The following is a 24,159-nucleotide window of genomic DNA, read 5'->3' as shown; positions in this document are numbered from 1 at the left end:
CATTCACTACGGATCGTCCGGCACGTACCTGCCGGTGAAGGAGAAATGACATGGCATCCGTCACGTTCGACAACGCCACGCGCGTCTACCCGGGCGGCACGCGCCCCGCGGTCGACAAGCTCGACCTCGAGATCGGCGACGGCGAGTTCCTCGTCCTGGTCGGCCCCTCTGGTTGCGGAAAGTCCACCTCGCTGCGCATGCTCGCCGGCCTCGAAGAGGTCAACGACGGCCGCATCCTCATCGGCGACCGCGACGTCACCGATGTGCCGCCGAAGGACCGCGACATCGCGATGGTGTTCCAGAACTACGCGCTGTACCCGCACATGACCGTGGCGGAGAACATGGGCTTCGCGCTCAAGATCGCCGGCGTGAACAAGGACGAGCGCGCCAAGCGCGTGCAGGAGGCGGCCAAGCTGCTCGACCTCGAGCCGTACCTCAACCGCAAGCCGAAGGCCCTCTCGGGTGGTCAGCGTCAGCGTGTGGCGATGGGCCGCGCGATCGTGCGCGAGCCGCAGGTGTTCCTCATGGACGAGCCGCTCTCGAACCTCGACGCCAAGCTGCGCGTCCAGACCCGCACGCAGATCGCCTCGCTCCAGCGCCGCCTGGGCGTCACCACGGTGTACGTCACGCACGACCAGACCGAGGCGCTCACGATGGGCGACCGGATCGCCGTGCTGAAGGACGGCGTCCTGCAGCAGGTGGGCACGCCGCGCGACCTCTACGAGAAGCCGACGAACGTGTTCGTCGCGGGCTTCATCGGCTCGCCGGCCATGAACCTCTTCCCGGCCGACATCGCCGAGGGCGGCATCCGCTTCGGTTCGAAGGTCGTGCCGGTCGAGGCGGCGGCGCTCGCCAAGGCGCACGGCTCCGAGGTCACGGTCGGCGTCCGCCCCGAGGACATCCAGGTGGGCCCGGCCACCGGCGAGGGCCTCGAGGTGATCGTGGATCTCGTCGAGGAGCTCGGCGCCGACGGCTACCTGTACGGCCACTCGGAGATCGAGGGCAAGCGCACCGACATCGTCGCGCGCGTCGACGGCCGCACGCACCCGAACGCCGGCGAGAAGGTCACGCTCACCCCGGTGCCGCACCACGTGCACGTGTTCGACATCGAGACGGGCGCGCGTCTGACCGAGGCCGCGGTCGCCGCGTCGGTCTGATCCGGAACGAATCACGACGGCGCGGGCCGGCCCGATGGCCGGCCCGCGTCGCGGCGTCTTGACAGGACTGGCGATGCCCGATTCCCTCCGCATCACGGCGAGCGAGATCGACCCCCAGCTGCTCGCGCTGCCCTGGCGCACGCCGCTCGAGGAGTGGCCCCGCGAGCACATCGTGCGGCTGCCGAAGGGCATCTCGCGCCACGTGGTGCGGTTCAGCGAGCTGTCGGGCCAGGTCGTCGCCGTCAAGGAGACGACGGAGCACATGGCGCGCCGCGAGTACGAGATGCTCGGCGCCCTGCAGCGGCTCGACATCCCCTGCGTGCGCCGCGTCGCCGTGATCGCCGGGCGCACGACGCCCTCCGGCGATCCGCTGCCCGCCGCACTCGTGACCGCGCACCTGAGCTTCTCGATGCCCTACCGCGCGCTGTTCACGCAGACGCTGCGCCCCGACACGCTCACCCGCCTCGTCGACGCGCTGGCGCTGCTGCTCGTGCGCCTGCACAACGTGGGCTTCTACTGGGGCGATGTCTCGCTGTCGAACACGCTCTTCCGCCGCGACGCCGGCTCGTTCGCCGCGTACCTCGTCGACGCCGAGACGGCCGAGCTGCACGAGGGCGCCGGGGGCACGGAGCTGAGCGAGGGCCAGCGCGAGCACGACCTCGACCTGGCGCGCACGAACATCGCCGGCGAGATCATGGATCTCGCCGCGAGCGGGCGGATCGACGAGGATGTCGACGCGGTCCGGATCGCGGACGGCATCGTCTCGGCGTACCGCTCGCTGTGGGCCGAGCTGACGGCGCCCGAGTCGTTCGACATGTCGGAGTCGTGGCGCATCACCGAGCGCGTGCGGCGCCTGAACGAGCTCGGCTTCGACATCGGGGAGATGGCCATCCAGACGGCGCCGGACGGCGCGCACATCTCCATCACCCCGAAAGTCGTCGACGCGGGGCACCACCAGCGCCGCCTGCTGCGGCTGACCGGCCTCGACGTGCAGGAGAACCAGGCCCGCCGCCTGCTCAACGACCTCGACGAGTACCGCGTCCGCACGGATCGGGGCGAGGACGAGGAGGAGATCGCCGCCCACGAGTGGCTGACGCGCGTGTTCGAGCCCGTCGTCCGCGCGATCCCCATCGAGCTGCGCGCCAAGCTCGAGCCGGCCGAGGTGTTCCACCAGGTGCTGGAGCATCGCTGGCTCATCTCCGAGCAGCGCGAGCAGTGGGTGCCGCTGGCCGAGACCCTCTCGAGCTACATCGAGAACGTGCTGCGCCACCGCCGCGACGAGGCCACGATCATGGGCCCGCCCACCGAGGCCGTCACGGCCCCGCAGGGCACGATGTCGCCCGAGCGCGACTGGCGAGACACCGTCTGATCCGTCTGACGATCAGGCCGTGGGATCGATGAAGAAGTTGTCGCGGAACAGGCCGGTGGGGTCGTAGCGGCGCTTCAGCTCCCGCAGCCGGCGCAGGTGGGCCGGCGGGAACGCCCGATCCACCGGCGGCGGCATGGTCGAGTCGAAGCTGAGGTACAGCCCCTCGAAGAACGGCACCAGCCGCCCCCAGCGCTCATCGAGCCCGGAGCGGGGCGAGCCGAACGCCGCGACCGAGAACCCCGCGTCGCGCCATCCATACGCCGTCGCGTCGGCCGGCACGTCCGAGACCGCTCCCCCGACGGCGCGGATCGCGAAGAAGTGGCTCGCTCCGGCATCCAGGATCTCCTGCGCCGCCGCGGCGAACTCGGGCGTGAGGTGACGCACGAATCCGGAGCGCGACACGGGCTCGCCCCGGCCCTGCTGCGGTCCGTCCGAGGCGAAGGACGTCATGAGCTGGTCGTACGAGATGAGGGCGACGGACTGATCGACGAGGGGCGCCAGCTGCGCGATCGGCTGCAGATGGGCGACGATCCGCTCGGGGTCGTCGCTGTCGACGACGAGCAGCACCTGGGCGGCGCGGCGGCCGCCCGCTCCGGCGGACGAGAGGATCACCTCGCCCGAGACCGCGCGATCCGCCCCCTCGATGTACGCGCCCCAGTCCTGCAGGAAGCGGGCGGTGTCGTCGACCTCGAACACGAGCTGCGCGAAGCCGACCCGCCCCACGCGCACGGCGTCGAACTCGAACGACACGGCGATGCCGAAGTTCGCGCCGGCCCCGCGCATCGCCCAGAACAGGTCGGGCTCCTCGGTCTCGCTCGCGTGGACGAGGCGGCCGTCGGCCAGCATCACGTCCACCGCGCGCATCCGGTCGATCGTCAGGCCGTGCTCGCGCGCCAGCCAGCCGATGCCGCCCGCCGTCGCCAGTCCCCCGACGCCCACGCCGCCGTAGTCGCCGCTGGAGATCGCCAGGCCGTGCGGGGCGAGCGCGCGCGCCACATCCGCCCAGCGGGCACCGGGCCCGATCCGCACGCGCCCCGTCGCGGCGTCGACCAGCGCGATCTCGTCGAAGCCGCTCACGTCGAGCACAAGGCCGCCGTCGTTGATCGAGCGGCCCGAGATGCCGTGCCCGGCGCTCAGCACGCCGAGCGGCACGCCGCGGTGCTCGCGCGCGAAGCCGACGGCGTCGCGCAGCTGGTCGACCGAGCGCGGCGCCAGGACGAGGCCGGGCTCGGCGCCGCGCAGGTACGTCGACCGGTAGCGCCCGTACGCGGCATCGCCCGGCTCGATCGCGACATCGGCGAGCGAGGCGGGCACGTCGTCGTACGCGATGCCCGGCTTGCGGAGCGATCGCGCGGCCGCGCCGCGGACGCGACCGGTCGTCACGACGCCCCGTGCCCCGCGCTCGCGTTCGACCGCCTCGCGCACGGCGGGCGCCACCTCGCCGGCGAAGCGCTCCAGGGTCGCGGGGTCGTCGCTGGCCACGATGAACACGCTCACGCCGTCCTCGAGAACCATCCTCGTGAGCTCTTCGGCGGGCACCTGCGGCGGAATGTTGAGGAGCCGCGTGATCTCGCGCGGGTCGCGTCCCGCGTCCTCGGCGGCGGCGTCCACGGCGCGGTTCCCCGCGGCGAGCGCTCCCGGCTCGAGGTAGCCGAGGCTCGGCAGCCATCCGTCCGCCTTCCGCCCGGTCAGGCGCAGCATGCGCGGCTTGTAGGCCCCGAGCCAGATCGGGATCTCGTGGGCGGGAGCCGGCCCCCGCTTGGCGCCGTCGACGCGGTGCCACTCGCCGCCCGCGCGCAGCGGCCCGCGGCCGTGCGCGTCCCAGATGCCGCGGACGATGTCGATCGCCTCGCTCAGCGCGTCGACGCCCTGCCCAGGCGTGAGGCGCCGCCCGCCCATCGCCTCGATGGCGTCCCAGAAGCCGCCGGCGCCGAGGCCCAGGGCGAAGCGCCCGCCCGAGAGCAGGTCGAGGCTCGCGGCGGACCGCGCGAGCACGGCCGGCGGTCGCAGCGGGAGGTTGAGCACGTTGCCGGACACGTGGATGCGCGAGGTGCGGGCGGCGACCCAGGTCAGCAGCGTCCACGTGTCGTGGAAGCCGGGCTGGTAGGGGTGGTCCTGGAAGGTGACGAGGTCGAAGCCCAGGCTCTCGGAGCGCACGGCGAGCTCGACGGGGCGCTCGGGCGGCGCGTTGCGGGGCGTGATGAAGGTGCCGAAGCGGAGGGGGTGGCCATAGTCGGGCATGCCTCCAGCCTCGGCCTTGGCCCGATCGACCTCAACAGCCCCGTGAGCGGCTTACTATTCGTAGGTGACCTCTCCCGCGCGCTCGTCCTCCGCCTGGCCCCTCATCGACGATGAGGAGTGCCGCAGGGCCACCGCCACGATCGAGCTCATCGGCCGCCGGTGGAGCAGCGCGATCCTGCTCGCGATCGGCCGCGGTGCCACGCGCTTCCGCGAGATCCGCGGCATGGTCGACGGCCTGTCCGACCGCATGCTGTCGGTGCGGCTGCGCGAGCTGGAGCAGATCGGCCTCGTGGCGCGCACCGTCGAGCCGACCACGCCGGTCACGGTGCGCTACGGCCTCACGCCGCGCGGCGCCGAGCTGCTCACGGCCATGCAGCCCCTCGCCCGCTACGCCCAGCGCTGGGAGCCGCGCCCGGACGAGCGCGCCGCGACCGCCTGATCCGACCCGCGAGACAGCAGCTGCGCTCCGAGACAGCGGCGCGTGCACGCTGTCTCGGCGCGAGAATGCTGTCTCACCGAGGGGACGGTTCGCTACTGCTGGGCGGCGCGGGTGGTGGCGATCTGGTAGAGCGCGACCGAGGCGGCGATGCCCGCGTTGAGCGACTCCGTGGCCGCCGAGATCGGGATCGACACCACCTGGTCGCAGTTCTCCGTCACGAGGCGCGACAGGCCCTTGCCCTCGCTGCCCACGACGACGACGATCGGGCGGTCGGCCAGCTGCAGCTCCGGCAGCGACACGTCGCCGTCGCCGTCGAGCCCCAGCACGAACACGCCCTGCTTCTTGAGGTCCTTGAGGGTGCTCGTGAGGTTCGACGCCATCGCCACGGGGATGCGCGCCAGGGCGCCCGCGCTCGTCTTCCATGCCGCCGCGTTCACGCCCGCCGAGCGGCGCTGCGGCAGGATCACGCCCTGGCCGCCGAAGGCGGCGGCCGAGCGGATGATCGCGCCGAGGTTGCGCGGATCCGTCACGCCGTCGAGCGCGACGAGCAGCGGCGTCTCCCCCGCGTCGACGATCCGCTCGAGCAGGTCCTGCGGGTGCGCGTACTCGTACGGCGGCACCTTGAGCGCCACGCCCTGGTGCACGCCGTCGAAGCCGGCCATGCGGTCGAGCTCGGGGCGCGTCACCTCGAGCACGGGGATCTCGCGCTTGTCGGCGATCGACAGCATCTCCTTGACGCGGTCGTCCATCTCCACGCGCTGCGCGATGTAGAACGTCGTGGCGGGGATGCGGGCGCGAAGCGCCTCGAGCACCGAGTTGCGGCCCGTGACGTACTCGTTGTCGTCGTTCGGGCGGCGCTGCGGGGTGCGACCGGCGACCGGCCGCTTCGCCGCGGCGCGCTCGGCGAGCGCCTTGGCCTTGTGCGCCTTGTGGTACGGGCGGTCCTCCGCCTTGGGCGTGGGTCCGCGGCCCTCGAGCGACTTGCGGTTGTGACCGCCGGTGCCCTTGGTGGGACCCTTCTTCTTGCCCCTGCTCGCGCCGGGGCGTCCGGGCTTAGCCATCGATGCTCCAATGTGTGCCGTCTGGTGTGTCTTCGAGGGCGATGCCGGCGGCGGCGAACGCGTCGCGCAGCCGATCGGCGGTGCCCCAGTCCTTCGCCGCGCGCGCCTCGGCGCGCTGGGCGATGAGGGTGGTCATGAGGGTGTCGAGCGTCGCCTCCGCGGCGCCCGATGCGCCACCCTCGCGCGCCGGCGCGTCGAGACCCAGGATGCGCAGCATGCCGATGACGCCGCCGAGCGCGCCGGACACGCCCGCCGCGTCGCCCGCGTCGAGGGCCGTGTTGCCCTCGCGCACGGTCTCGTGCACGACGGCGAGCGCCTGCGGCACCCCGAGGTCGTCGTCCATGGCCGCCTCGAACGCCGCCGGCAGCGGTCCGCCCGCGTCGGCGGCGATCCCGGCCCGCTCGGCCCGGGAGCGGAAGCCGTGGACCCGGTCGAGCGCGGCCGCGGCCTCGTCGAGCGCCCGCTCGGACACGTCGAGGCTGGATCGGTAGTGCGCGGCCAGCAGCGCGTAGCGCACGACGTGCGGGGGGCGGGCGGCCAGCAGGTCGCGCGCGAGCGTGAAGTTGCCGAGCGACTTGGACATCTTCTGGCCCTCGACCGTGACGAGGCCGTTATGGATCCAGTACCGGGCGAACGGGTCGCCCGCGGCGTGCGACTGCGCGAGCTCGTTCTCGTGGTGCGGGAAGCGCAGGTCGAGGCCGCCGCCGTGGATGTCGAACTCGGCGCCGAGGTAGCGCCGCGCCATCGCCGAGCACTCGATGTGCCAGCCGGGGCGGCCGGGGCCCCACGGCGACTCCCACGACGCGTCGGCGGGCTCGTCGGCCTTGCGGCCCTTCCACAGCGCGAAGTCGTGCGGATCGCGCTTGCCGCGCGGATCGGCGTCGGGGGCGTCGTCCATGTCGTCGACCGATTGGCGGGTGAGGGAGCCGTACTCGGGCCACGAGCGCACGTCGAAGTACACGTCCCCCGCCGCGGCGTACGCGTGGCCGCGCGCGATGAGCTCCGCGATCAGCTCCTGCATCTGCGGGATCGAGGCGGTGGCGCGCGGCTCGTACGTGGGCGGCTGGATGCCGATCGCGGCATATGCCGCGTCGAACTCCCGCTCCATGCGGTAGGCGAGCGCCCACCAGGGCTCGGCGTCGCTCGCGTTCGCGAGCACCTTGTCGTCGATGTCGGTGACGTTGCGCACGAACGTCACGCGGCCGTACCGGTACTCGAGCCAGCCGCGCAGCACGTCGAATGCGAGCGCGCCCCGCAGGTGGCCGACGTGCGGCCCGGACTGGACCGTGGGCCCGCAGACGTACATCGTGACGTTCCCCGGGTCGAGGGGCGCGAAGTCGCGCAGCGCCTGGGCGCGCGTGTCGTAGAGCCGGAGAGTCACCACACAAGACTACTGACCGCGCGCTGAACGTTACGGTCGGGACACGGCGACACACATCCGTCGCACGCGTGGGATAGAACGGTGTGGTGCCCGTGATCGCCGTCCTCGCCGCCGCCGTCCTCTTCGGCACGACGGGCACGGCGCAGGCGCTGGGCCCGGACGGCACCACGCCGTTCACGGTCGGCGGGTCGCGGCTCGTCATCGGGGGCACCGTGCTCGCGGCGCTCACGGCCGCTGCCGCGTGGCTGCGGCGGCGCCGCTCGCCCGGCGACGCTCGCCCACGGCTCACGGCGCGGCCGGCCGCGCTCCTGGCCGTCACCGCGGTGTGCCTCACGGCGTACCAGCCGCTGTTCTTCCTCGGCACCGCCCGCAACGGCGTCGCCGCCGGGACCGTCATCGCGCTCGGCTCGGCGCCGGTGATCGCCGGCGTGATCGAGGGCGTGCTGCACCGCCGCGTGCCGAGCGCCACCTGGATGTCCGCGACCGGGCTCGCGACGGTCGGCGTGATCCTGCTCGGCGTGGGAGGCGGCGGCCGGGTCGCGGCCGATCCGCTCGGCGTGCTCGGCTCGATCGGCGCCGGCGCCTCGTTCGCCGTGCTCGCCGTGGCGCAGCGCCGCCTGCTCGACGACGGCTGGCACCCGTTCACGGTGGTCGGCGCGATGGGCGGCGGATCCGCCGTGCTGGCGATCCCGCTGCTGCTCGGCGGCGACCTGTCGTGGCTGGGCGATCCGCGCGGTCTCGTCATGGCGGTCTGGCTCGGGATCGGCACCGTCACGATCGCCTACGCGCTGTTCACGTGGGGGCTTGGCGGTCTCAGCGCCGCCGCGGCGGCGACCCTGACGCTCGCCGAGCCGCTCACGGCCAGCGTTCTCGGGCTCGTCGTGCTGCGCGAGCAGCTGGCCCCGCTCGCCGTCGCCGGCCTCATCCTGCTCGGTGCCGGCCTCGCGCTGCTGGCCTGGGGCTCGCGCCCTCCCCGCGACCCGAGCCCGATCCCCCTCGAGGCCTGAGCGGAATCAGGCGGCGGGCAGGAGCAGGGCGACGGCGAGCGCCTGCACGCCCTCGGCTCGGCCCGTGAAGCCCAGGCCGTCGGTCGTCGTCGCCGAGACGGAGACCGGCGCGCCTCCCAGCGCGCGCGACAGCGCCGCCTGCGCCTCGGCGCGGCGCGCGGCGAAGCGCGGGCGCTGCGCCTGCATCTGCACCGCGACGTTTCCGATCGTCCATCCGGCCTCGCCGAGGAGGCGGTGTGTCTCGGCGAGGAAGGCGTCGGCGTGGGCGCCGGCGAACTCCGGCCGCTCGGTGCCGAACCGCGAGCCGATGTCGCCGAGGCCCGCCGCCGACAGCAGCGCGTCGACGACGGCGTGCGCCACGGCGTCGCCGTCCGAGTGCCCCGCCAGCGCCGGCTCCCCCGGCCACTCCAGGCCGGCGAGCCAGAGCGTGCCGCCGTCCGAGAAGGCGTGGACGTCGGTGCCCAGACCCACGCGCGGCGCCGCGAGCGCGGGAGCCGCGTCCGACGATCCCGACGCTCCGGAGACCGTCGCGCCGTCGCCCATCACGATGCCGCCACCGCCGACCGGCTCCACCGGCGAGTCGGCCACGAGCGCGCGCGCCCGCTCCAGATCGGCGGGCGTGGTGATCTTGAAGGCGAGGGCGTCGCCCTCCACGGCCGCGAGCGGATGCCCCGCCTCGGCCACGAGCGCGGCGTCGTCGGTGAACTCGCCGTCTGCGGCGGCGTACGCCGCATCCAGCACCTCGCGGCGGAACCCCTGCGGCGTCTGCGCCGCGCCGAGCTGCGCGCGGTCGACCACGCCGGTGATCCGCTCGCCCTCCACGCGCTTGATCGTGTCGATGACGGGCAGCACCGGCACCGCTCCCCAGCCGGTGCGCTCGATCGCGTCGATCACGCGGTCGAAGACGGCGGGCGGGGTGAGCGCGCGCGCCGCGTCGTGCACGAGCACGACCTCGATGCCCGGCAGCACCCGCGCCAGTCCCGCGGAGACCGACTCCTGGCGGGTCGCGCCGCCCGGCACGACCGACACGAGCTGCGCGCGATCGCCGGCCGCCTCCGTCGCGTCGGTGAGCGCCTCGCCCACGCGATCGGCGGGCGCGACGACCACGACCTGGGCGAGAGGCCCGGCGAACACCCCGCGCAGCGCGTGACGCAGGATCGTGTGCCGATCGAGCCCCACGAACGCCTTGGGGGCGCCCGCACCCAGGCGGGTTCCCGATCCGGCGGCGACGACGATCACCGCGATGCGCGGCGCGAGGACTTCGGTCACCCCATAAACGTACCGCCGGGTGCCCTTGCGGACACCCGGCGGTGTGGTCTGGATCGCGTCTCGCGCGAACCGCGACGGCTCAGGACGCGAGCACCTCGTCGAGGAGGGCGGCCGCCTTCTCCTCGTCGATCTTCTCGGCGAGCGCGAGCTCGCTCGTCAGGATCTGGCGGGCCTTGGCGAGCATGCGCTTCTCGCCGGCCGAGAGGCCGCGGTCCTGGTCACGGCGCCACAGGTCGCGCACGACCTCGCTCACCTTGATCACGTCGCCCGACGCGAGCTTCTCCAGGTTCGCCTTGTAGCGGCGCGACCAGTTGGTGGGCTCCTCGGTGAACGGGGCACGCAGGACCTCGAAGACCTTGTCGAGGCCCTCCTGGCCGATCACGTCGCGGACGCCGACCAGGTCGACGTTCTCGGCGGGAACCTCGATGACGAGGTCGCCCTGCGTGACGTTCAGCTTGAGGTAGACCTTCTCTTCGCCCTTGATCTTGCGAGTCTTGACTTCGGTGATCGTCGCGGCCCCGTGGTGGGGGTAGACGACGGTCTCGCCAACCTCAAAAAGCATAGATTTATATCCTTTCGGCGTTCTTCAGGATATCACAGCCCGGCATGCACTAAGGTTCCGCCGCTCCCAGCCGCGCCCCGCGAGCTCCCCATCCTGACGGGGCCTTCCGCGCGACCCTCTAGACTGAACGACAGGGCCCGCCGTCCGGCGGCTGTCCCGCACCACCTGGAGGATCCGTGAACTCGCGCACTCTCGCGTCCCTCGCTCTCGGCGGCCTCGTCGTGCTCGGCACGGCCGGTTGCGCCGCCATCACCCCGCAGGCGACGACCATCGACTACTCCCCCTCCGACGGCGTGAACGTGCCGCTGCCGGAGGACTCGCCGGTCGAGATCCTCAACGCGCTCGTCGTGACCGACGAGGACGGCCGTGACGGCGGCTTCGTCGCGACGATCGTGAACACGAGCGACGCGAGCGAGTCCGTCTCGCTCGACTGGGGAGGCGGCGCGGGCGAGCTGACCGTGCCGGCCGAATCGACCGTCAGCCTGGGCGTGGACGAGGAGCCGCTGCTCCTCGAGAACATCGACACCCCGGCCGGCGCGACGATGCCGATCGTGTTCAACGCCGGCGGCGAGCCGATCGAGACGCAGGTGCAGGTCTTCGACGAGACGCTGGAGTACCTCGAGGGCCTCGCGCCCTCCGAGTGACCGGCCGCACACGACGAAGGCGCCCACCGCGAGAGCGGGGGCGCCTTTCTCGTGCCGGCACGCGATCCGGTCAGGACGCCTCGAAGCGGTAGCCGAGGCCGCGCACCGTCACGAGCATGACCGGCTCGCTCGGATGCTCCTCGATCCGCGAGCGGATGCGCTTGATGTGCACGTCGAGCGTCTTCGTGTCGCCGAAGTAGTCGCTGCCCCACACGCGGTCGATCAGCTGCCCGCGCGTGAGCACGCGGCCCGCGTTGCGCATCAGCACCTCGAGCAGCTCGAACTCCTTCAGCGGCATGCTGATCGGCTCGCCGTCGATCGCGACCGTGTGCCGGTCGATGTCGAGCGTCACGCGCCCGCCCTGCAGCACGCGCTCCTCGAGGTCGGCTTCATCCTGCTGCGCGCGGCGCAGCACGGCGCGCATGCGGGCGAGCAGCTCGCGGGCCGAGTAGGGCTTGGTCACGTAGTCGTCGGCGCCGAGCTCGAGGCCCACGACGATGTCGATCTCACTGTCCTTGGCCGTGAGCATGATGATCGGCACGCCGGACGTCGTGCGCACCTGGCGGCAGACCTCCGTGCCGGGCATGCCGGGGAGCATCAGGTCGAGCAGCAGGATGTCGGCGCCACGCTCGCGGAACGCCGTCAGCGCGGCATCGCCGTCCTCCGCGATCTCGACCTCGAAGCCCTCCCTGCGCAGCAGGTACGCCAGCGGATCGGCGAGGTCCGGCTCGTCTTCGACGAGGAGCACGCGAGTCATGCTTTCTCCTTCTTGGGGGAACGGCCCGGCTTGCGGGCGAGGGATGTCGGGCGGGCCTCCGGATCGGGCGCCGGCGGGTCCGTCCGCGGCAGGCGGATGGTGAACGTCGAGCCGCGGTCGGGCTGGGACCACAGCCGGATCTCGCCGCCGTGCCGCGAGATGGCGTGCTTGACGATCGACAGGCCGAGCCCCGTGCCGCCGGTGCGGCGGGAGCGGGCCTGGTCGGCACGGTAGAAGCGCTCGAAGATGCGCTCCTGGTCGGCCTCGGAGATCCCGATGCCCTGGTCGGTCACGGCGATCTCGACGGCCTCCTCGTCGGCGCGCACGCCGACCCCGACGCGCGAGGCGCGCGGCGAGTAGGCGATCGCGTTGGCGATGAGGTTGCCCACGGCCTCGATGAGGATCTGCGCGTCGCCGCGCACGAACACGCCGCGGTCGCCGCCGCGCACGAGCTCGACCCCCGCGGAGTCGGCCTGCACGGCGTTGGACTCGACGGCGGCGGTGACGACCTCGTCGATCGCCACGTCGCCGATGTCGGTGAGCTCGTCGGCGGCCTGCAGCCGCGACAGGTGCATGATGCGCCCCGTCAGCTGGCCCAGCCGCTCGGCCTCGGCCGTGAGCCGCGCGGCGAAGCGGCGCACCTCGTCGGGCTCGTCGGCGGCGAAGTCGATGGCCTCGGCCAGCAGCGTGATCGCGCCGACCGGGGTCTTCAGCTCGTGGCTCGTGTTGGCGACGAAGTCGTGACGCATCTGCTCCAGGCGCTCGCGCTCCGACAGGTCGCGCGCGATGAGCAGGTACCAGCGCTCGGTGATGCGCGACATCCGCGCCGAGATGAGCCGCTCCTGCCCCTTGAGCGATCCGGTGCGCAGGCGCATGGACTCCACGGCCGTGCCCGCCGCGCGCGCGGTCTTGAGCAGGTCGCGCAGGCCCTGGGTGGCCAGCGGCGTGCCCGCGTGGAAGCCCAGCGCCCCGGCGGGCAGTGACACCTCGACGACCGTGCCCGACGCGTCCACGACCGCGGCCGCCTCGTCCATGGCCGCCAGGACGGCGGTGAAGCCCTCGGGCAGCGCCCCGCGGTGCTCGCGCATCAGCCGCTCGCGCACGCGCATCGCCCACACGATCAGCAGCGTGATCCCGCCGCCGATGAGCACCCCCAGAAGCAGGGCGAGCAGCACGAGCTGCGTGGAATCCATGCCCACAGCGTAGAACGCCCCGCGCCGACGAGTTCACCGGATGTGCACCTGGCGGTGACCCCGCGGGCGAGTGTTCCCAGCCGTGTCACCATCCGTTAACCTTCGCTGACGAGAATCGTGAGCGGTGCGCATGCGGAGGTCTCCGCGCGTGCCGGCACACGACCCGAACGAAAGGTCCCCACCGATGCGCGAAGTCTTCCACCAGTCCCTCGAAGAGGTGCAGTCGCGCCTGGTCGAGATCGCGGAGCTCGTCACCGTCGCAATCGACAAGGCGACCAAGGCGTTCGGCACGAGCGACGTCGCCCTCGCCGAGGAGGTCATCGCGGGCGACGCGCTGATCGACGAGAAGTCCCTCGCGCTCGACGAGCTCGCGGTCGAGATCCTCGCGATACAGCAGCCGGTCGCCCGCGACCTGCGCATCGTCGTGGCCGCGCTGCGCACGAGCGCCTCGCTGGAACGCATGGGCGACCTCGCCGAGCACATCGCGCAGCTCGCCCGCATGCGCTACCCGGAGCGCGCCATCCCGAAGGGCTTCAAGAGCACCTTCGAGCAGATGGGCGCCCGCGACGTCGAGGTCGCGCGCCAGCTCACCGAGCTGCTGCGCACGCAGGACGTCGCGATCGCCGCGGCCATCCGCGACGCCGACGACGAGATCGACGAGCTGCACGCCTCGGTGTTCGAGAAGGTGCTCAGCGCGCAGACCGCCGCCGACACCGCCGCTGTCGTCGACGCCACGCTGGCGAGCCGCTACCACGAGCGCTTCGCCGACCACGCGGTCGGCGTGGCCAAGAAGATGGTCTACCTCGCGACCGGCGACTGGAGCGGCTCGGGCGACCTCGCCGCCGGCGACTGGAGCGACGGCGGCGAGCAGCAGCAGCCCGGGGCCTGACCCCCGCCCGCAACGCGGAAGGCGCCGCCCCCTCGGGGAGCGGCGCCTTCCGCGTTGCGGGGCCGGGTGCTACTTCTTGCCCTGCGCCGCCACGGCGGCGGCACCGGCGGCGGCGGCCTCGGGGTCGAGGTAGCGGCCGGGACCGGTGGGCTTCATGTCCTCGCCCAGCTCGTAGACGAGCGGGATGCCGGTGGGGATGTTCAGCGCGGCGATCTCGTCGTCGCCGATCCCGTCGAGGTGCTTCACGAGGCCGCGCAGCGAGTTGCCGTGCGCCGCGACCATGACCGTCTTGCCGGCGCGCAGGTCGGGCACGATCTCGCCCTCCCAGTACGGCAGCATGCGGTCGATGACGATCTTGAGCGACTCGGTCGCCGGCAGCTCGCCGTCGATGCCCTGGTAGCGGGGGTCGTCGGTCTGCGCGTACTCGTCGGCCGGGTCGATCGCAGGCGGCGGCACGTCGAACGAGCGGCGCCACTCCATGAACTTCTCCTCGCCGAACTCGGCGAGCGTCTGCGCCTTGTCCTTGCCCTGCAGCGCGCCGTAGTGACGCTCGTTCAGGCGCCACGACCGCTTCACGGGGATCCAGAGGCGGTCGGCCGCGTCGAGGGCGATGTCGGCGGTCTGGATCGCGCGGCTCAGCACCGACGTGTGCAGGATGTCCGGCAGCACGCCCTGCTCCTTGAGAAGCTCGCCGCCGCGCCGCGCCTCGGCCCGGCCCTTCTCCGTCAGGCGCACGTCCACCCATCCGGTGAAGAGGTTCTTCTCGTTCCATTCGCTCTGCCCGTGGCGGAGCAGGATCAGCGTGTACGTCATGATGCCCATGCTAGGCCGTGAGGCCGTCGCACACCCGCCCGTTCGGCTTCCGTTCACCGACGACTGGGCAGGATGGTGCGGTGCGCGCGGGGACTCAGGTGATCGGTCGCCCGACCCGCGGCACCACCGGCACGAACCGGCTGCGCCGCGTCGACCGCTGGATCGCGCAGCTGCCGGCGCTGCGCGCCGCGCCCGACCCGCTCGTCGTCGACCTGGGCTACGGCGCCAACGGCGTCACGACCCTCGAGCTCGAGGCGCGCCTGCACCGCGCCGGGACGGGGGCGGACGTGCTCGGCCTCGAGCTCGACCCCGAGCGCGTGACGACCGCCCGAGGGCAGCTGGAGCGCACGCGCCGCGGCGAGACGATCTTCTCCCCCGCCGCGCGCGTCGTCTTCGCGCGCGGCGGCTTCGAGGTGCCGGCCCCGCGGCGACCCGCCGTCATCCGCGCCTTCAACGTGCTGCGGCAGTACGACGAGGCCGACGTGCCCGCCGCGTGGGCGCAGATGGCCGCGCGACTCGCGCCGGGCGGCGTGCTCGTCGAGGGCACGTGCGACGAGAACGGGCGCGTGGCCTCGTGGGTCGACGTCGCGGCCGACGGGCGCCCGCTGCGATTCACGGTCTCGCTGCGGCTGCGCGGGCTGGAGCGCCCCTCGGTCGTCGCCGAGCGCCTGCCGAAGGCGCTCATCCACCGCAACGTGCCGGGCGAGCGCGTGCACGCCTGGCTCGCGGCGCTCGACGCCGAGTGGGAGCGCGCCGCCGGCCACGCGGTGTTCGGGCCGGTGCAGCGCTGGCTCGCGATGGCGGCGGCGCTGCGGGCGGCGGGCTGGCCGGTCGAGGGCACGCGCGCCCGCTGGCGCCTCGGCGAGCTCACCGTGCCGTGGAGCGCGGTCGCGCCCGCCTGAGGCTCACACGCGCGGTCGCCCCGGCCGCCGTCACACGCGCGGGAGGGCCCGTGCCGCGGCGTCGCGCGGCTCGCCCGCGGCGACGAGCAGGTCGACCACCATGGGCCGCAGCGAGGCCACGACGTTCTGGTCGCCCAGCCGTGCCCGCGGCAGCAGGGCGGCGGGATCGAGGGTGGCGGCGATCTCGCGCAGCGCCGCCCGCGCCTCGCCGTCGCGATCCGGATCGTCCACCGCCGTCGACACGAGCGCGGCGGCGCGCTGCACGGAGGCGAGCACGTCGGCCAGCTCGGGCCGCGGCTCGCCGTCGTCGACGGCGTAGTGCACGCGGCGCGCCACGACCCGCAGGTTGCGCGTGGCGAGATCCATCGCCTGCTGCATGGCCTGCAGCCGTGCCAGCTCCTGCCGCCGGCCGCGCAGGAACGGCGACATGCGCGAGATGGCCTGCCCCGACTCGAGCGACGACGCCCACACCTGCACGGGCTGCTGCAGCTCGCGCGCCCGCGCCAGGCCGCGCTCGGCGCGCAGCCGGTCGCCGCGGCGCAGCCCCTGCACCACCCGCGCGAGCGCCCGGTCGAAGCCGTCGAACACCTCGCGCGCGTCGCGCACCACCGCCCGCATCGGGTTGCGCGGCAGCAGCGAGGTCACGATCAACGCCAGCGCCCCGCCGATCGCGCCGTCGAGCAGCCGCTCGCCCGGGTACTGGCCGAGCGGCAGCATGAACGCGATCGCCGTCTGCACGGCGGCCGAGATCGGGAACTGCGGCGACGGCGACAGGAACCGGCCGACGGTGAGCGTGACCGCCAGCGCGATCGCCAGCTGCCACCATCCGGGGCCGAGGGCGAGCAGCAGCACCTCGGCGATCGCGATGCCCGTGAGCATGCCGGCGACCGTCTGCAGCACCTTCGACGGCCGCGCGTCGCGCAGCAGCCCGAGGCTCGAGATCGTCACGGTCGCGGCGAGCAGCGGCGTCTCGTGGCCGAACAGGACGTGCGCGAGCACGAACGCGGCCGTCGTGGCCGCCACGATCTGCGTGATCGCGGCCCACGAGTCCCGCAGCCGCACGAGGCCCGCCCGCGGCCGGTAGCCGGAGTGCCACCGCGCGGGCACGACCTGGGTGAGCGGATCGGATTCGGCCACGTCTCGAGGCTATCGGCCGCGTGTGACGGGGCGGTGTCGCGCGGCGCTCAGCGGTCCTGCGCGAGCGGCCGCCGCGACAGGCGCGTGAGGCGCGGCACGTCGGCGGTGGCACCCGCGTCCGCCGGGACGATGATCTCCTGCGCCGCGGCGATCCGGACGCCCTCGGCCTCGACCTCCAGCGCCGCGTCGCCGGGCGTGCGGCGCGAGACGAGCGCGAGCGCGATGGGGCCGAGCTCATGGTGCAGCGCCGAGGACGTGACGCGCCCGGCCTCGGTCTCGCCCGTGAACACGGTGGAGCCCGGCGCGGGCAGCACGCTGTCGGAGCCGTCGAGGTGCAGCATCACGAGGCGGCGCGGCGGGTGGCCGAGGTTGTGCACCTTCGCCACGGTCTCCTGGCCGCGGTAGCAGCCCTTGCTCAGGTGCACCGCCGTGCGCAGCCAGTCGGCCTCGTGCGGGATCGCGCGCTCGTCGGCCTCGCCGTTCCAGCGCGGGCGCCACGCGGCCACGCGCAGCGCATCGGCGGCGATCGTGCCGGCCAGCGGCAGCGCGCGCACGGCCTCGGCCCCGTTGATCGGCACGAGCGCCTCGCACCACGCGCGCTCGGCGCCGGGGTGCTCGGCGACGGCGGCGTACTGCCATCCGCCCGGCGTCACGCCGCCCCACGGATCCGTCCACACGATGTCCGCCGCCTCGCGGATCGCCGACTCGGCGGATCCGCCCGGCACGTATCCGACGACGAGCAGGTCGTCGCGGGCGGCGACCTGCACGCGCGAGCGGAAGCGCATCATGGTCAGCCACTTCGCGAGGCCGGGGGCGTCGGGGGCGTCGGCGATGAGCCACGTCGTCGCACCGTCGTCCACGACGGCGGCGGCGTGCTCGATCCGGCCCTGCGGGTCGAGGATCAGCAGCTCGGTGCTCTGCCCCGGCGCGAGGGCCGCCACCTGCTGCGAGGTGATGGAGTCGAGCCAGCTCAGGCGGTCCTCGCCCGAGACGCCCACGACGGCGCGGTCGCCGAGCGGCGCGGCCGCCTCGCCGCGCGCGAGGGTGCGCTGTTCGCGCATCGGATCGCCGTAGTGCGTGCGCACCCACTCGGGCGCGTGCTCGGCGATCCCGGCGCGCAGCGGGTCGACGGCGGCACCTTCGTCCATCACTGCACCTTGGCCAGTCGCGCCGAGGCGTGCGAGCCGAGCTCGCGCCCCAGCGCCGCGATGTCCCACGCCCACAGCAAGTGGCCGTCGACGAGGCCGTACATGCGCGTGGCCGCCGCGTAGGTCTTCGTGCTGGCGGAGCGCATCACGGCGTCGGTGCCGAGGTCGATCCGCGGGCCCTTGACCTCGCCGACGTAGAGCTCGCTCACGCCGTCGGAGTGCACGAGCGACACCTCGATGTCGAATCCGCCCTCGGCGTTGCGCAGGGTCTCGACGTCGTCGGCCGTGCGCGGCGCGGCGTCCTCGAGCGCGGGCAGCAGGGCGGGGCCGGCGTCGGCCGCGACGGCGGGGCGCGCGAGGCGCCAGAACCCGGTCTCGGCGTTCAGCCGCTGCGAGGGGCGGTCGCCGTCGGCGGCGAGCATCGCGGTGGCCGAGTAGTTGAGGTAGCCGCCGCCGTCGTGGCTGAAGCTGACGCGGTGCGTGAACTCGCCCTGGTAGCGCGTGTCACCGACGGCGTAGTCGATGACGCCGCTTCCCTCCCACACGCCGAGGAGCCAGGACAGCGGGACGATGTCCGCCGGAAGGTCGGTCGGGATCTCGATCATGGTGCCTCCAGCGTATCCGCCCAGGCACGGCGCGGGGCCGGCTCCGGGGCGCCGGATCGGCGCCGCGCGGACCGGCGGCGGGTCAGCGCTGGCCGCGGAAGAGGTTCACAATGACCGCGCCCGAGATGAACGCGATCGCCAGGCTCGCGAGACCGAGCAGTCCGACGAAGAACAGTTCGAGGGCGACGAGATCCATGCCCCCACTCTACTCCGTCCCGCCCGCCGCCCCGTTGCGCCGCCCGGACGACGACCGTTGCGCTGGTCGCTTCATCTCCGCGCCTGCGGCGCTCCGTTCAGCAACCGATGAGGCACAGCTCAACAGAAACCGATCACGGTGCGAGCGAAGCGAGCGTGCGGCCGCCGATGCGGCCGCCCCGCGGCGCAAAGCGCCGCCTCGCCGGCGCGGAAGCGCCGGCGCGAGCACGCGAGCGGCACCCGCGCAGCGGGTGCCCGAGCGGCGCAGACGCTTCTGAAAAGAAACAGCGCGAAGCGCGAGCGTGCGGCCGCCAATGCGGCCGTCCCGCGGCGCAAAGCGCCGCCTCGCCGGCGCGGAAGCGCCGGCGCGAGCACGCGAGCGGCACCCGCGCAGCGGGTGCCCGAGCGGCGCAGACGCTTCTGAAAAGAACAGTGCCCGAGCGCGCGCAGTCTCTTCTAAAAAGAAGGCACGATCGCCGCGAGCGCGAAGCCGAGGGAGATGAAGCCCATCAGCAGCAGGCCGCCGAGCACCGAGCCGGCGGTGCGCACGATGAAGCCCTCGGCGCGGCCGGACCACAGGTTCGCCACGAACGCCACGATGAGCGTGCCGCCGGCGGCGATCGCCATCCATGCGAAGCGCAGGTCGTAGGGGACGAACAGTCCGACGGCCACGGAGGCCAGCACGGCGAAGACCCACGTGATCGCGAGCGCGCCGACGGGCGAGCGGGGGGCGAGCGCGGGCGTCGTCATGCACCCCATTCTCTCGCATCCGCCGACCGGGCCGGTGCGGCAAGGCGCAGCGTCGTCACAGGCCGCTTTCAGGACGGCCTATTATGGGTGCACCCGGCGCGGGACCCCGCCGCCCGGAAAGGACGTTCGCTTGGCCCAGCTGCTCATGTTGAGTTCCGCCCAAGGCGGCGGAGCGGTCCTGCCCGCCCTCGAGCTGCTGAGCCACCGGGTGCGCCAGATCCCCGCCGAGCCGGCGCAGCTGGTGAACGCCCCGAACGCCGACGTGATCTTCGTCGACGCGCGCATCGACCTCGTGGGTGCGAAATCGCTGTGCAAGATCCTCAACACGACGGGACTTGACGCCCCGCTGATCCTCGTCGTCACGGAGGGCGGGCTCACCGCCGTCTCGAGCGACTGGGGCGTGGACGACGTGATCCTGTCGACGGCCGGGCCGGCCGAGGTCGATGCGCGCGTGCGACTCGCGGTGGGGCGCCAGACGACGGAGCAGCCGTCGGGGCGCGTGCAGACCTCCGGCATCACGATCGACGAGTCGTCGTACTCGGCGAAGGTGCACGGCAAGCCGCTCGACCTCACCTACAAGGAGTTCCAGCTGCTGCACTTCTTCGCGACGCACCCCTCGCGGGTGTTCACGCGCGAGCAGCTGCTGAGCGAGGTGTGGGGCTACGACTACTTCGGCGGCACGCGCACGGTCGACGTGCACGTGCGGCGGCTGCGCGCCAAGCTCGGCGACCTCGAGCAGCTGATCGGCACGGTGCGCAACGTGGGGTACCGCTTCAACGTGTACGAGGACGACCAGCTGCCGCCCGCCAAGGCGGAGGCGACGCAGCGCTGACCGCGCGCTGACACGCTCCGTTCCGTTCACCTCCGGGAAACCGCGCAGTGCCAGGATGGGGGGATGAGCGACACGACCATCGTGGACACCGGTCTGGGCGACGCGGACGACGACTTCGACGAGCTCGTCGAGTTCGACGAGTCCGACCTGCCCGACGGCCGCTACACCGACCGCGAGCTGAGCTGGCTCGCGTTCAACCAGCGCGTGCTGGAGCTGGCCGAGGACCCGGACGTGCCGCTGCTGGAGCGCGCCAACTTCCTTGCGATCTTCGCGAGCAACCTCGACGAGTTCTTCATGGTGCGCGTGGCGGGGCTCAAGCGCCGCATCGTGACGGGCCTGGCGGTGCCGAGCAACATCGGCACGGCCCCGGCCAAAGTGCTGGAGGGCATCAGCCACAAGGCACATGAGCTGCAGGCCCGGCACGCCGCGGTGTGGCACGAGCAGGTCAAGCCGGCCCTGGCGGACGAGGGCATCTCGCTCGTGACGTGGGACGACCTCGACGGCGACGAGAAGGCCGAGCTGTACGAGTACTTCCAGTCGCGGGTGTTCCCCGTGCTCATGCCGCTGGCGGTCGATCCCGCGCACCCGTTCCCCTACATCTCGGGCCTGTCGCTGAACCTCGCGATCCGGATCCGGAACGCCCGCACCGGGCGCGAGGAGTTCGCGCGCCTGAAGGTGCCGCCCATGCTGCCGCGCACCGTGCGGGTGCCCGAGCGCGATCCCCTCAGCGAGCGGGTGCGCATGCTGCCGCTCGAGGACCTCATCGCCGAGAACCTCAGCGACCTCTTCCCCGGCATGGACGTGCTGGATCACCACGCGTTCCGCCTCACGCGGAACGAGGACATGGTGATCGAGGAGGACGAGTCCGAGAACCTCATCCAGGCGCTCGAGGAGGAGCTGCTGCGTCGCCGCTTCGGTCCGCCGATCCGTCTCGAGATCACCGAGGAGATGGACGACGTCACGCTGCGGCTGCTGCTGGACGAGCTCGACATCTCCGAGCAGGAGGTGTACCGCCTGCCGGCGCCGCTCGACCTGCGCGCGCTGTTCGAGCTGGGAAGGCTGGATCGCCCCGACCTGCGCTACAAGAAGCACGTGCCCGTCACGGCGCTCGCGCTGCAGCCGCTCGACGCCGACTCGAAGCACGCCAGGGCCGACGTGTTCGCCGCGATCCGCAAGGGCGACGTGCTCGTGCACCACCCCTACGAGTCCTTCGCCACGAGCGTGCAGGCCTTCCTCGAGCAGGCGGCGCGCGATCCGCACGTGCTCGCGATCAAGCAGACGCTCTACCGCACCTCGGGCGACAGCCCGGTCGTGAAGGCGCTGATCGACGCGGCCGAGAACGGCAAGCAGGTGCTCGCGCTCGTCGAGGTGAAGGCGCGCTTCGACGAGGCGAACAACATCGAGTGGGCGCGCCAGCTCGAGAAGGCCGGCGTGCACGTCGTCTACGGCCTCGTGGGCCTGAAGACCCACTGCAAGGCGGCCCTCGTGATCCGCCAGGAGAAGGGCGAGCTCGTCCACTACAGCCACGTGGGCACCGGCAACTACAACCCGAAGACGAGCCGCATCTACGAGGACCTCGGCCTGTTCACGTGCGACCCCGTGGTCGGCCTCGACCTGACCCGCCTGTTCAACGAGCTGAGCGGCTACGCGATCGAGAAGAAGTTCAAGCGCCTGCTCGTCGCACCGCTGCACCTGCGCAAGGGTCTGCTGAAGCTCATCGAGCGCGAGCGCCGCCACGCGCTGGCGGGCAAGCCGGCGCGGGTGCGCATCAAGGTCAACTCGATGGTGGACGAGGAGATCATCGACGCCCTCTACCGCGCCAGCCAGGCAGGTGTGAAGGTCGAGGTCTGGGTGCGCGGCATCTGCAGCCTGCGCGTGGATCTGCCCGGCGTCTCCGACAACATCACGGTCCGCAGCGTGCTGGGCCGGTACCTGGAGCACTCGCGCATCTTCGCGTTCGACAACGACGGCTCGCCCGAGGTCTACATCGGCAGCGCCGACATGATGCACCGCAACCTCGACCGCCGCGTGGAGGCGCTCGTGAAGGTCACCACGCCCAAGCATGTGCGCGAGCTCATGGCGTTCTTCGATCTCGCGATGGACGACGGCACCGCGACCTGGCACCTCGGGCCCGATGCGGTCTGGACCCGGCACCACCGCGACGCCGACGGTCGCCCGCTGCTCGACCTGCAGGACCGCACCATGAACATCATCCGGCGGCGGCGGCAGCCGAGGGCGACGCGGTGACCGAACGGGCTGTCTACGCCGCCGGCGGCGTGCTCTGGCGCGTCGCGGACGGCCGACTGCGCGTGGCTCTCGTGCATCGCACGAAGTACCGCGACGTCACGCTGCCGAAAGGCAAGGTCGAGCCCGGCGAGATGCTCGCGCAGACGGCGGCGCGCGAGGTCCACGAGGAGACGGGTGTCCGCGCGGCGCTCGGGGTGCCGCTGGGCGTGTCGAACTACACGCTGGCCAGCGGCCGGCGGAAGGTCGTGCACTACTGGGCGATCCGCGCCAAGGACCGCGCCCTCCGCGAGAGCACCTTCGTGCCGAACCGCGAGATCTCGGCCGTGGAGTGGGCGGGGCCGCGGCAGGCCATGGCGCGGCTGAGCTATCCGGTCGACCAGGAGATCCTCGAGACCTTCCTCACGCTGTTCGACGACGGCGTGCGGGCGACCTTCCCCGTCGTGGCCCTGCGACACGGCAAGGCGGTGCCGCGCGGCGACTGGGAGCGCGCCGACTACCTGCGGCCGCTCCTTCCCAAGGGCCGGGAGCAGGCGAAGGCCGTGGTCGGGGGCCTGCGTGCCTTCGGCGTGAAGAAGATCGTCTCGAGCACCGCCACGCGATGCGTGCAGACCGTCACGCCGCTGGCGAGGGCGATCGACACGCGCATCACCGAGACCGACGCGATCAGTCAGGACGCGTGGGAGGACGGCCTCGCCGACGTCCGCACGATCGTGGGCAAGCGACTCGCGTCGGGCAAGCCCGCGGTGCTCTGCACGCACGGTCCGGTCCTGCCCGTCGTCCTCGACGAGCTCGCCCGCGCGACGGGGACGAGGCGGACCTCCGCCCTCGACGAGGCCGCGGCGCTCGCCACGGGCTCGTTCTCGGTCGCGCACATCAACGCCGGCGCGCCCGAGGCGGGCATCGCCGCGATCGAGACGCACGCGCCGTCCGTCTGAGCGCGCCGGGCGTTCAGCCGCCGAGGAACTCGATGAGCCCCGCCTTGGTGAGCCGCGAGTAGCCGGGCCGGCCGGTCGCGCGCGCCCGCTCGCGCAGCTGGGCCACCGTGAGCCCTGCCAGCTCCCCGTCCGCCGGTGCCGCGACGGCTGGCGCCTGCGGGGCGTCGTCCTTCGGGAGGCCCCGGACCGCCGCGAGCGCCTCCGCCTCGGCGCGCGGGGCCTCGGCGTCGCGCTCGGCCTTCGCGCGCGCCTTCTTCGCCGCCTTCTCGAGCGCCTCAACGGCGTCCTCGGCCTTCGCGCGCACGCGCTTCGGGTGCTTGCGCACCTTCTTCGCCCCGGTCTCCGCGACCTCGCGCGCCGCCTCCGCGAGCGCCGCGACCTTCTTCGCGCGCTTGCCCGACAGGTCCTTCGCGGCCTTCTCGGCCTTCTTCGCGGCACGCGCCGCCTCGTCGAGCGCCTCGAACGCCTTGCGCTCCGGCTTGGTCGTCTTCGCCATGGTGGGAGCATATTGACGCGGGAACCGATCCGACAGCGGGCCACGTCACGGATGTCCCGCGTGCCTGCCGCCGCGCGAAGATCACACGGAGATCACGACCATGAAGCGCGCGCCCAGGGTTGTTCACCTT

Annotated in this window: 23 protein-coding genes; 10 read left to right on the top strand and 13 right to left on the bottom strand. The window is 72.9% G+C overall.

The features are described 5' to 3' along the window. Positions 1-50: 50 nt before the first annotated feature. Positions 51-1,157 (top strand): ABC transporter ATP-binding protein, encoded by a 1,107-nt coding sequence (locus ACYVJ0_RS05175; RefSeq protein ID WP_460816440.1) that lies wholly within the window; start codon positions 51-53, stop codon positions 1,155-1,157. A gap of 73 nt (positions 1,158-1,230) precedes the next feature. Beyond that, the gene (locus ACYVJ0_RS05170; protein ID WP_449855146.1) at positions 1,231-2,526 is read left to right on the top strand and encodes a DUF4032 domain-containing protein; all 1,296 of its coding nucleotides are present in this window, start codon (positions 1,231-1,233) and stop codon (positions 2,524-2,526) included. Positions 2,527-2,538: 12 nt separating this feature from the next. Here the strand turns inward: ACYVJ0_RS05170 and ACYVJ0_RS05165 are convergent, their stop codons facing one another. Next, positions 2,539-4,767 (bottom strand): LLM class flavin-dependent oxidoreductase, encoded by a 2,229-nt coding sequence (locus ACYVJ0_RS05165; RefSeq protein ID WP_460816438.1) that lies wholly within the window; start codon positions 4,765-4,767, stop codon positions 2,539-2,541. Positions 4,768-4,831: 64 nt separating this feature from the next. Between ACYVJ0_RS05165 and ACYVJ0_RS05160 the strand changes: the two genes are divergently transcribed. Beyond that, on the top strand, positions 4,832-5,206 hold the full coding sequence (locus ACYVJ0_RS05160) for a winged helix-turn-helix transcriptional regulator (RefSeq protein ID WP_460816437.1): 375 nt from the start codon (positions 4,832-4,834) through the stop codon (positions 5,204-5,206). Positions 5,207-5,298: 92 nt separating this feature from the next. On the opposite strand, the gene rlmB is transcribed toward ACYVJ0_RS05160, so the two are convergent. Together rlmB and cysS are read right to left on the bottom strand one after the other, a co-directional pair. Then, entirely contained in the window at positions 5,299-6,267 is a 969-nt protein-coding gene (gene rlmB, locus ACYVJ0_RS05155; protein WP_460816435.1) for a 23S rRNA (guanosine(2251)-2'-O)-methyltransferase RlmB, read from the bottom strand. Beyond that, a complete protein-coding gene (cysS, locus tag ACYVJ0_RS05150) occupies positions 6,260-7,648 on the bottom strand; it encodes a cysteine--tRNA ligase (protein WP_460816433.1) in 1,389 nt (462 codons plus the stop codon). The genes rlmB and cysS overlap by 8 nt, the downstream gene beginning before the upstream one ends. 86 nt (positions 7,649-7,734) lie before the next feature. Between cysS and ACYVJ0_RS05145 the strand changes: the two genes are divergently transcribed. Then, positions 7,735-8,655: a DMT family transporter gene (locus tag ACYVJ0_RS05145; protein ID WP_460816432.1), complete on the top strand. Its 921-nt coding sequence runs from the start codon at positions 7,735-7,737 to the stop codon at positions 8,653-8,655. Between the two features lie 6 nt (positions 8,656-8,661). On the opposite strand, the gene ispD is transcribed toward ACYVJ0_RS05145, so the two are convergent. Together ispD and ACYVJ0_RS05135 are read right to left on the bottom strand one after the other, a co-directional pair. Next, positions 8,662-9,924, bottom strand: a complete 1,263-nt coding sequence (gene ispD / locus ACYVJ0_RS05140) for a 2-C-methyl-D-erythritol 4-phosphate cytidylyltransferase (RefSeq protein WP_460816430.1) — start codon at positions 9,922-9,924, stop codon at positions 8,662-8,664. 79 nt (positions 9,925-10,003) lie between these two features. Continuing rightward, the gene (locus ACYVJ0_RS05135) at positions 10,004-10,486 is read right to left on the bottom strand and encodes a CarD family transcriptional regulator (RefSeq protein ID WP_261165933.1); all 483 of its coding nucleotides are present in this window, start codon (positions 10,484-10,486) and stop codon (positions 10,004-10,006) included. A 176-nt stretch (positions 10,487-10,662) separates the two neighbouring features. Between ACYVJ0_RS05135 and ACYVJ0_RS05130 the strand changes: the two genes are divergently transcribed. Next, a complete protein-coding gene (locus ACYVJ0_RS05130; RefSeq protein WP_460816428.1) occupies positions 10,663-11,130 on the top strand; it encodes a DNA modification methylase in 468 nt (155 codons plus the stop codon). Positions 11,131-11,200: 70 nt separating this feature from the next. Here ACYVJ0_RS05130 and ACYVJ0_RS05125 read toward each other — a convergent pair whose 3' ends face one another. Both ACYVJ0_RS05125 and ACYVJ0_RS05120 read right to left on the bottom strand, forming a co-directional pair. Beyond that, entirely contained in the window at positions 11,201-11,887 is a 687-nt protein-coding gene (locus ACYVJ0_RS05125; protein WP_449855154.1) for a response regulator, read from the bottom strand. Then, positions 11,884-13,080 carry a sensor histidine kinase gene (locus ACYVJ0_RS05120; protein ID WP_449855155.1) on the bottom strand — a complete coding sequence of 399 codons (1,197 nt, stop codon included), beginning with the start codon at positions 13,078-13,080 and terminating at the stop codon, positions 11,884-11,886. Before ACYVJ0_RS05120 ends, ACYVJ0_RS05125 begins: the two co-directional genes overlap by 4 nt. A gap of 184 nt (positions 13,081-13,264) precedes the next feature. Between ACYVJ0_RS05120 and phoU the strand changes: the two genes are divergently transcribed. Then, complete coding sequence (gene phoU, locus ACYVJ0_RS05115; protein WP_460816426.1) at positions 13,265-13,969, top strand: phosphate signaling complex protein PhoU; 705 nt, start codon at positions 13,265-13,267, stop codon at positions 13,967-13,969. Positions 13,970-14,038: 69 nt separating this feature from the next. On the opposite strand, the gene ACYVJ0_RS05110 is transcribed toward phoU, so the two are convergent. Further along, a complete protein-coding gene (locus ACYVJ0_RS05110; RefSeq protein WP_460816424.1) occupies positions 14,039-14,791 on the bottom strand; it encodes a phosphoglyceromutase in 753 nt (250 codons plus the stop codon). A 71-nt stretch (positions 14,792-14,862) separates the two neighbouring features. Between ACYVJ0_RS05110 and ACYVJ0_RS05105 the strand changes: the two genes are divergently transcribed. Beyond that, a complete protein-coding gene (locus tag ACYVJ0_RS05105) occupies positions 14,863-15,684 on the top strand; it encodes a methyltransferase domain-containing protein (protein ID WP_460816422.1) in 822 nt (273 codons plus the stop codon). 30 nt (positions 15,685-15,714) lie between these two features. On the opposite strand, the gene ACYVJ0_RS05100 is transcribed toward ACYVJ0_RS05105, so the two are convergent. The 4 genes from ACYVJ0_RS05100 to ACYVJ0_RS05085 all read right to left on the bottom strand — a co-directional run bounded on the left by ACYVJ0_RS05100 (position 15,715) and on the right by ACYVJ0_RS05085 (position 19,519). Then, positions 15,715-16,821, bottom strand: a complete 1,107-nt coding sequence (locus ACYVJ0_RS05100; protein ID WP_449855159.1) for an FUSC family protein — start codon at positions 16,819-16,821, stop codon at positions 15,715-15,717. A gap of 47 nt (positions 16,822-16,868) precedes the next feature. Then, positions 16,869-17,969: a CAF17-like 4Fe-4S cluster assembly/insertion protein YgfZ gene (ygfZ, locus tag ACYVJ0_RS05095; protein WP_449855160.1), complete on the bottom strand. Its 1,101-nt coding sequence runs from the start codon at positions 17,967-17,969 to the stop codon at positions 16,869-16,871. Beyond that, a complete protein-coding gene (locus ACYVJ0_RS05090; RefSeq protein ID WP_460816420.1) occupies positions 17,969-18,574 on the bottom strand; it encodes a nitrobindin family protein in 606 nt (201 codons plus the stop codon). Before ACYVJ0_RS05090 ends, ygfZ begins: the two co-directional genes overlap by 1 nt. A 651-nt stretch (positions 18,575-19,225) precedes the next feature. Next, positions 19,226-19,519 carry a hypothetical protein gene (locus ACYVJ0_RS05085; RefSeq protein ID WP_449855180.1) on the bottom strand — a complete coding sequence of 98 codons (294 nt, stop codon included), beginning with the start codon at positions 19,517-19,519 and terminating at the stop codon, positions 19,226-19,228. A gap of 130 nt (positions 19,520-19,649) precedes the next feature. Between ACYVJ0_RS05085 and ACYVJ0_RS05080 the strand changes: the two genes are divergently transcribed. The 3 genes from ACYVJ0_RS05080 to ACYVJ0_RS05070 all read left to right on the top strand — a co-directional run bounded on the left by ACYVJ0_RS05080 (position 19,650) and on the right by ACYVJ0_RS05070 (position 23,533). Further along, positions 19,650-20,351, top strand: coding sequence for a response regulator transcription factor (locus ACYVJ0_RS05080; protein WP_449855179.1), 702 nt, complete (start codon positions 19,650-19,652; stop codon positions 20,349-20,351). Between the two features lie 63 nt (positions 20,352-20,414). Next, the gene (locus ACYVJ0_RS05075; protein ID WP_460816418.1) at positions 20,415-22,598 is read left to right on the top strand and encodes an RNA degradosome polyphosphate kinase; all 2,184 of its coding nucleotides are present in this window, start codon (positions 20,415-20,417) and stop codon (positions 22,596-22,598) included. Beyond that, complete coding sequence (locus ACYVJ0_RS05070) at positions 22,595-23,533, top strand: NUDIX hydrolase (protein ID WP_460816417.1); 939 nt, start codon at positions 22,595-22,597, stop codon at positions 23,531-23,533. The genes ACYVJ0_RS05075 and ACYVJ0_RS05070 overlap by 4 nt, the downstream gene beginning before the upstream one ends. A gap of 13 nt (positions 23,534-23,546) precedes the next feature. Here ACYVJ0_RS05070 and ACYVJ0_RS05065 read toward each other — a convergent pair whose 3' ends face one another. Continuing rightward, positions 23,547-24,029 (bottom strand): hypothetical protein, encoded by a 483-nt coding sequence (locus ACYVJ0_RS05065; RefSeq protein ID WP_460816415.1) that lies wholly within the window; start codon positions 24,027-24,029, stop codon positions 23,547-23,549. Positions 24,030-24,159: the final 130 nt, after the last annotated feature.

The organism is Microbacterium petrolearium, from assembly GCF_054782875.1.
Note: the sequence above shows the minus strand (reverse complement) of the source record. Positions and strands in the feature narration are given on the sequence as shown.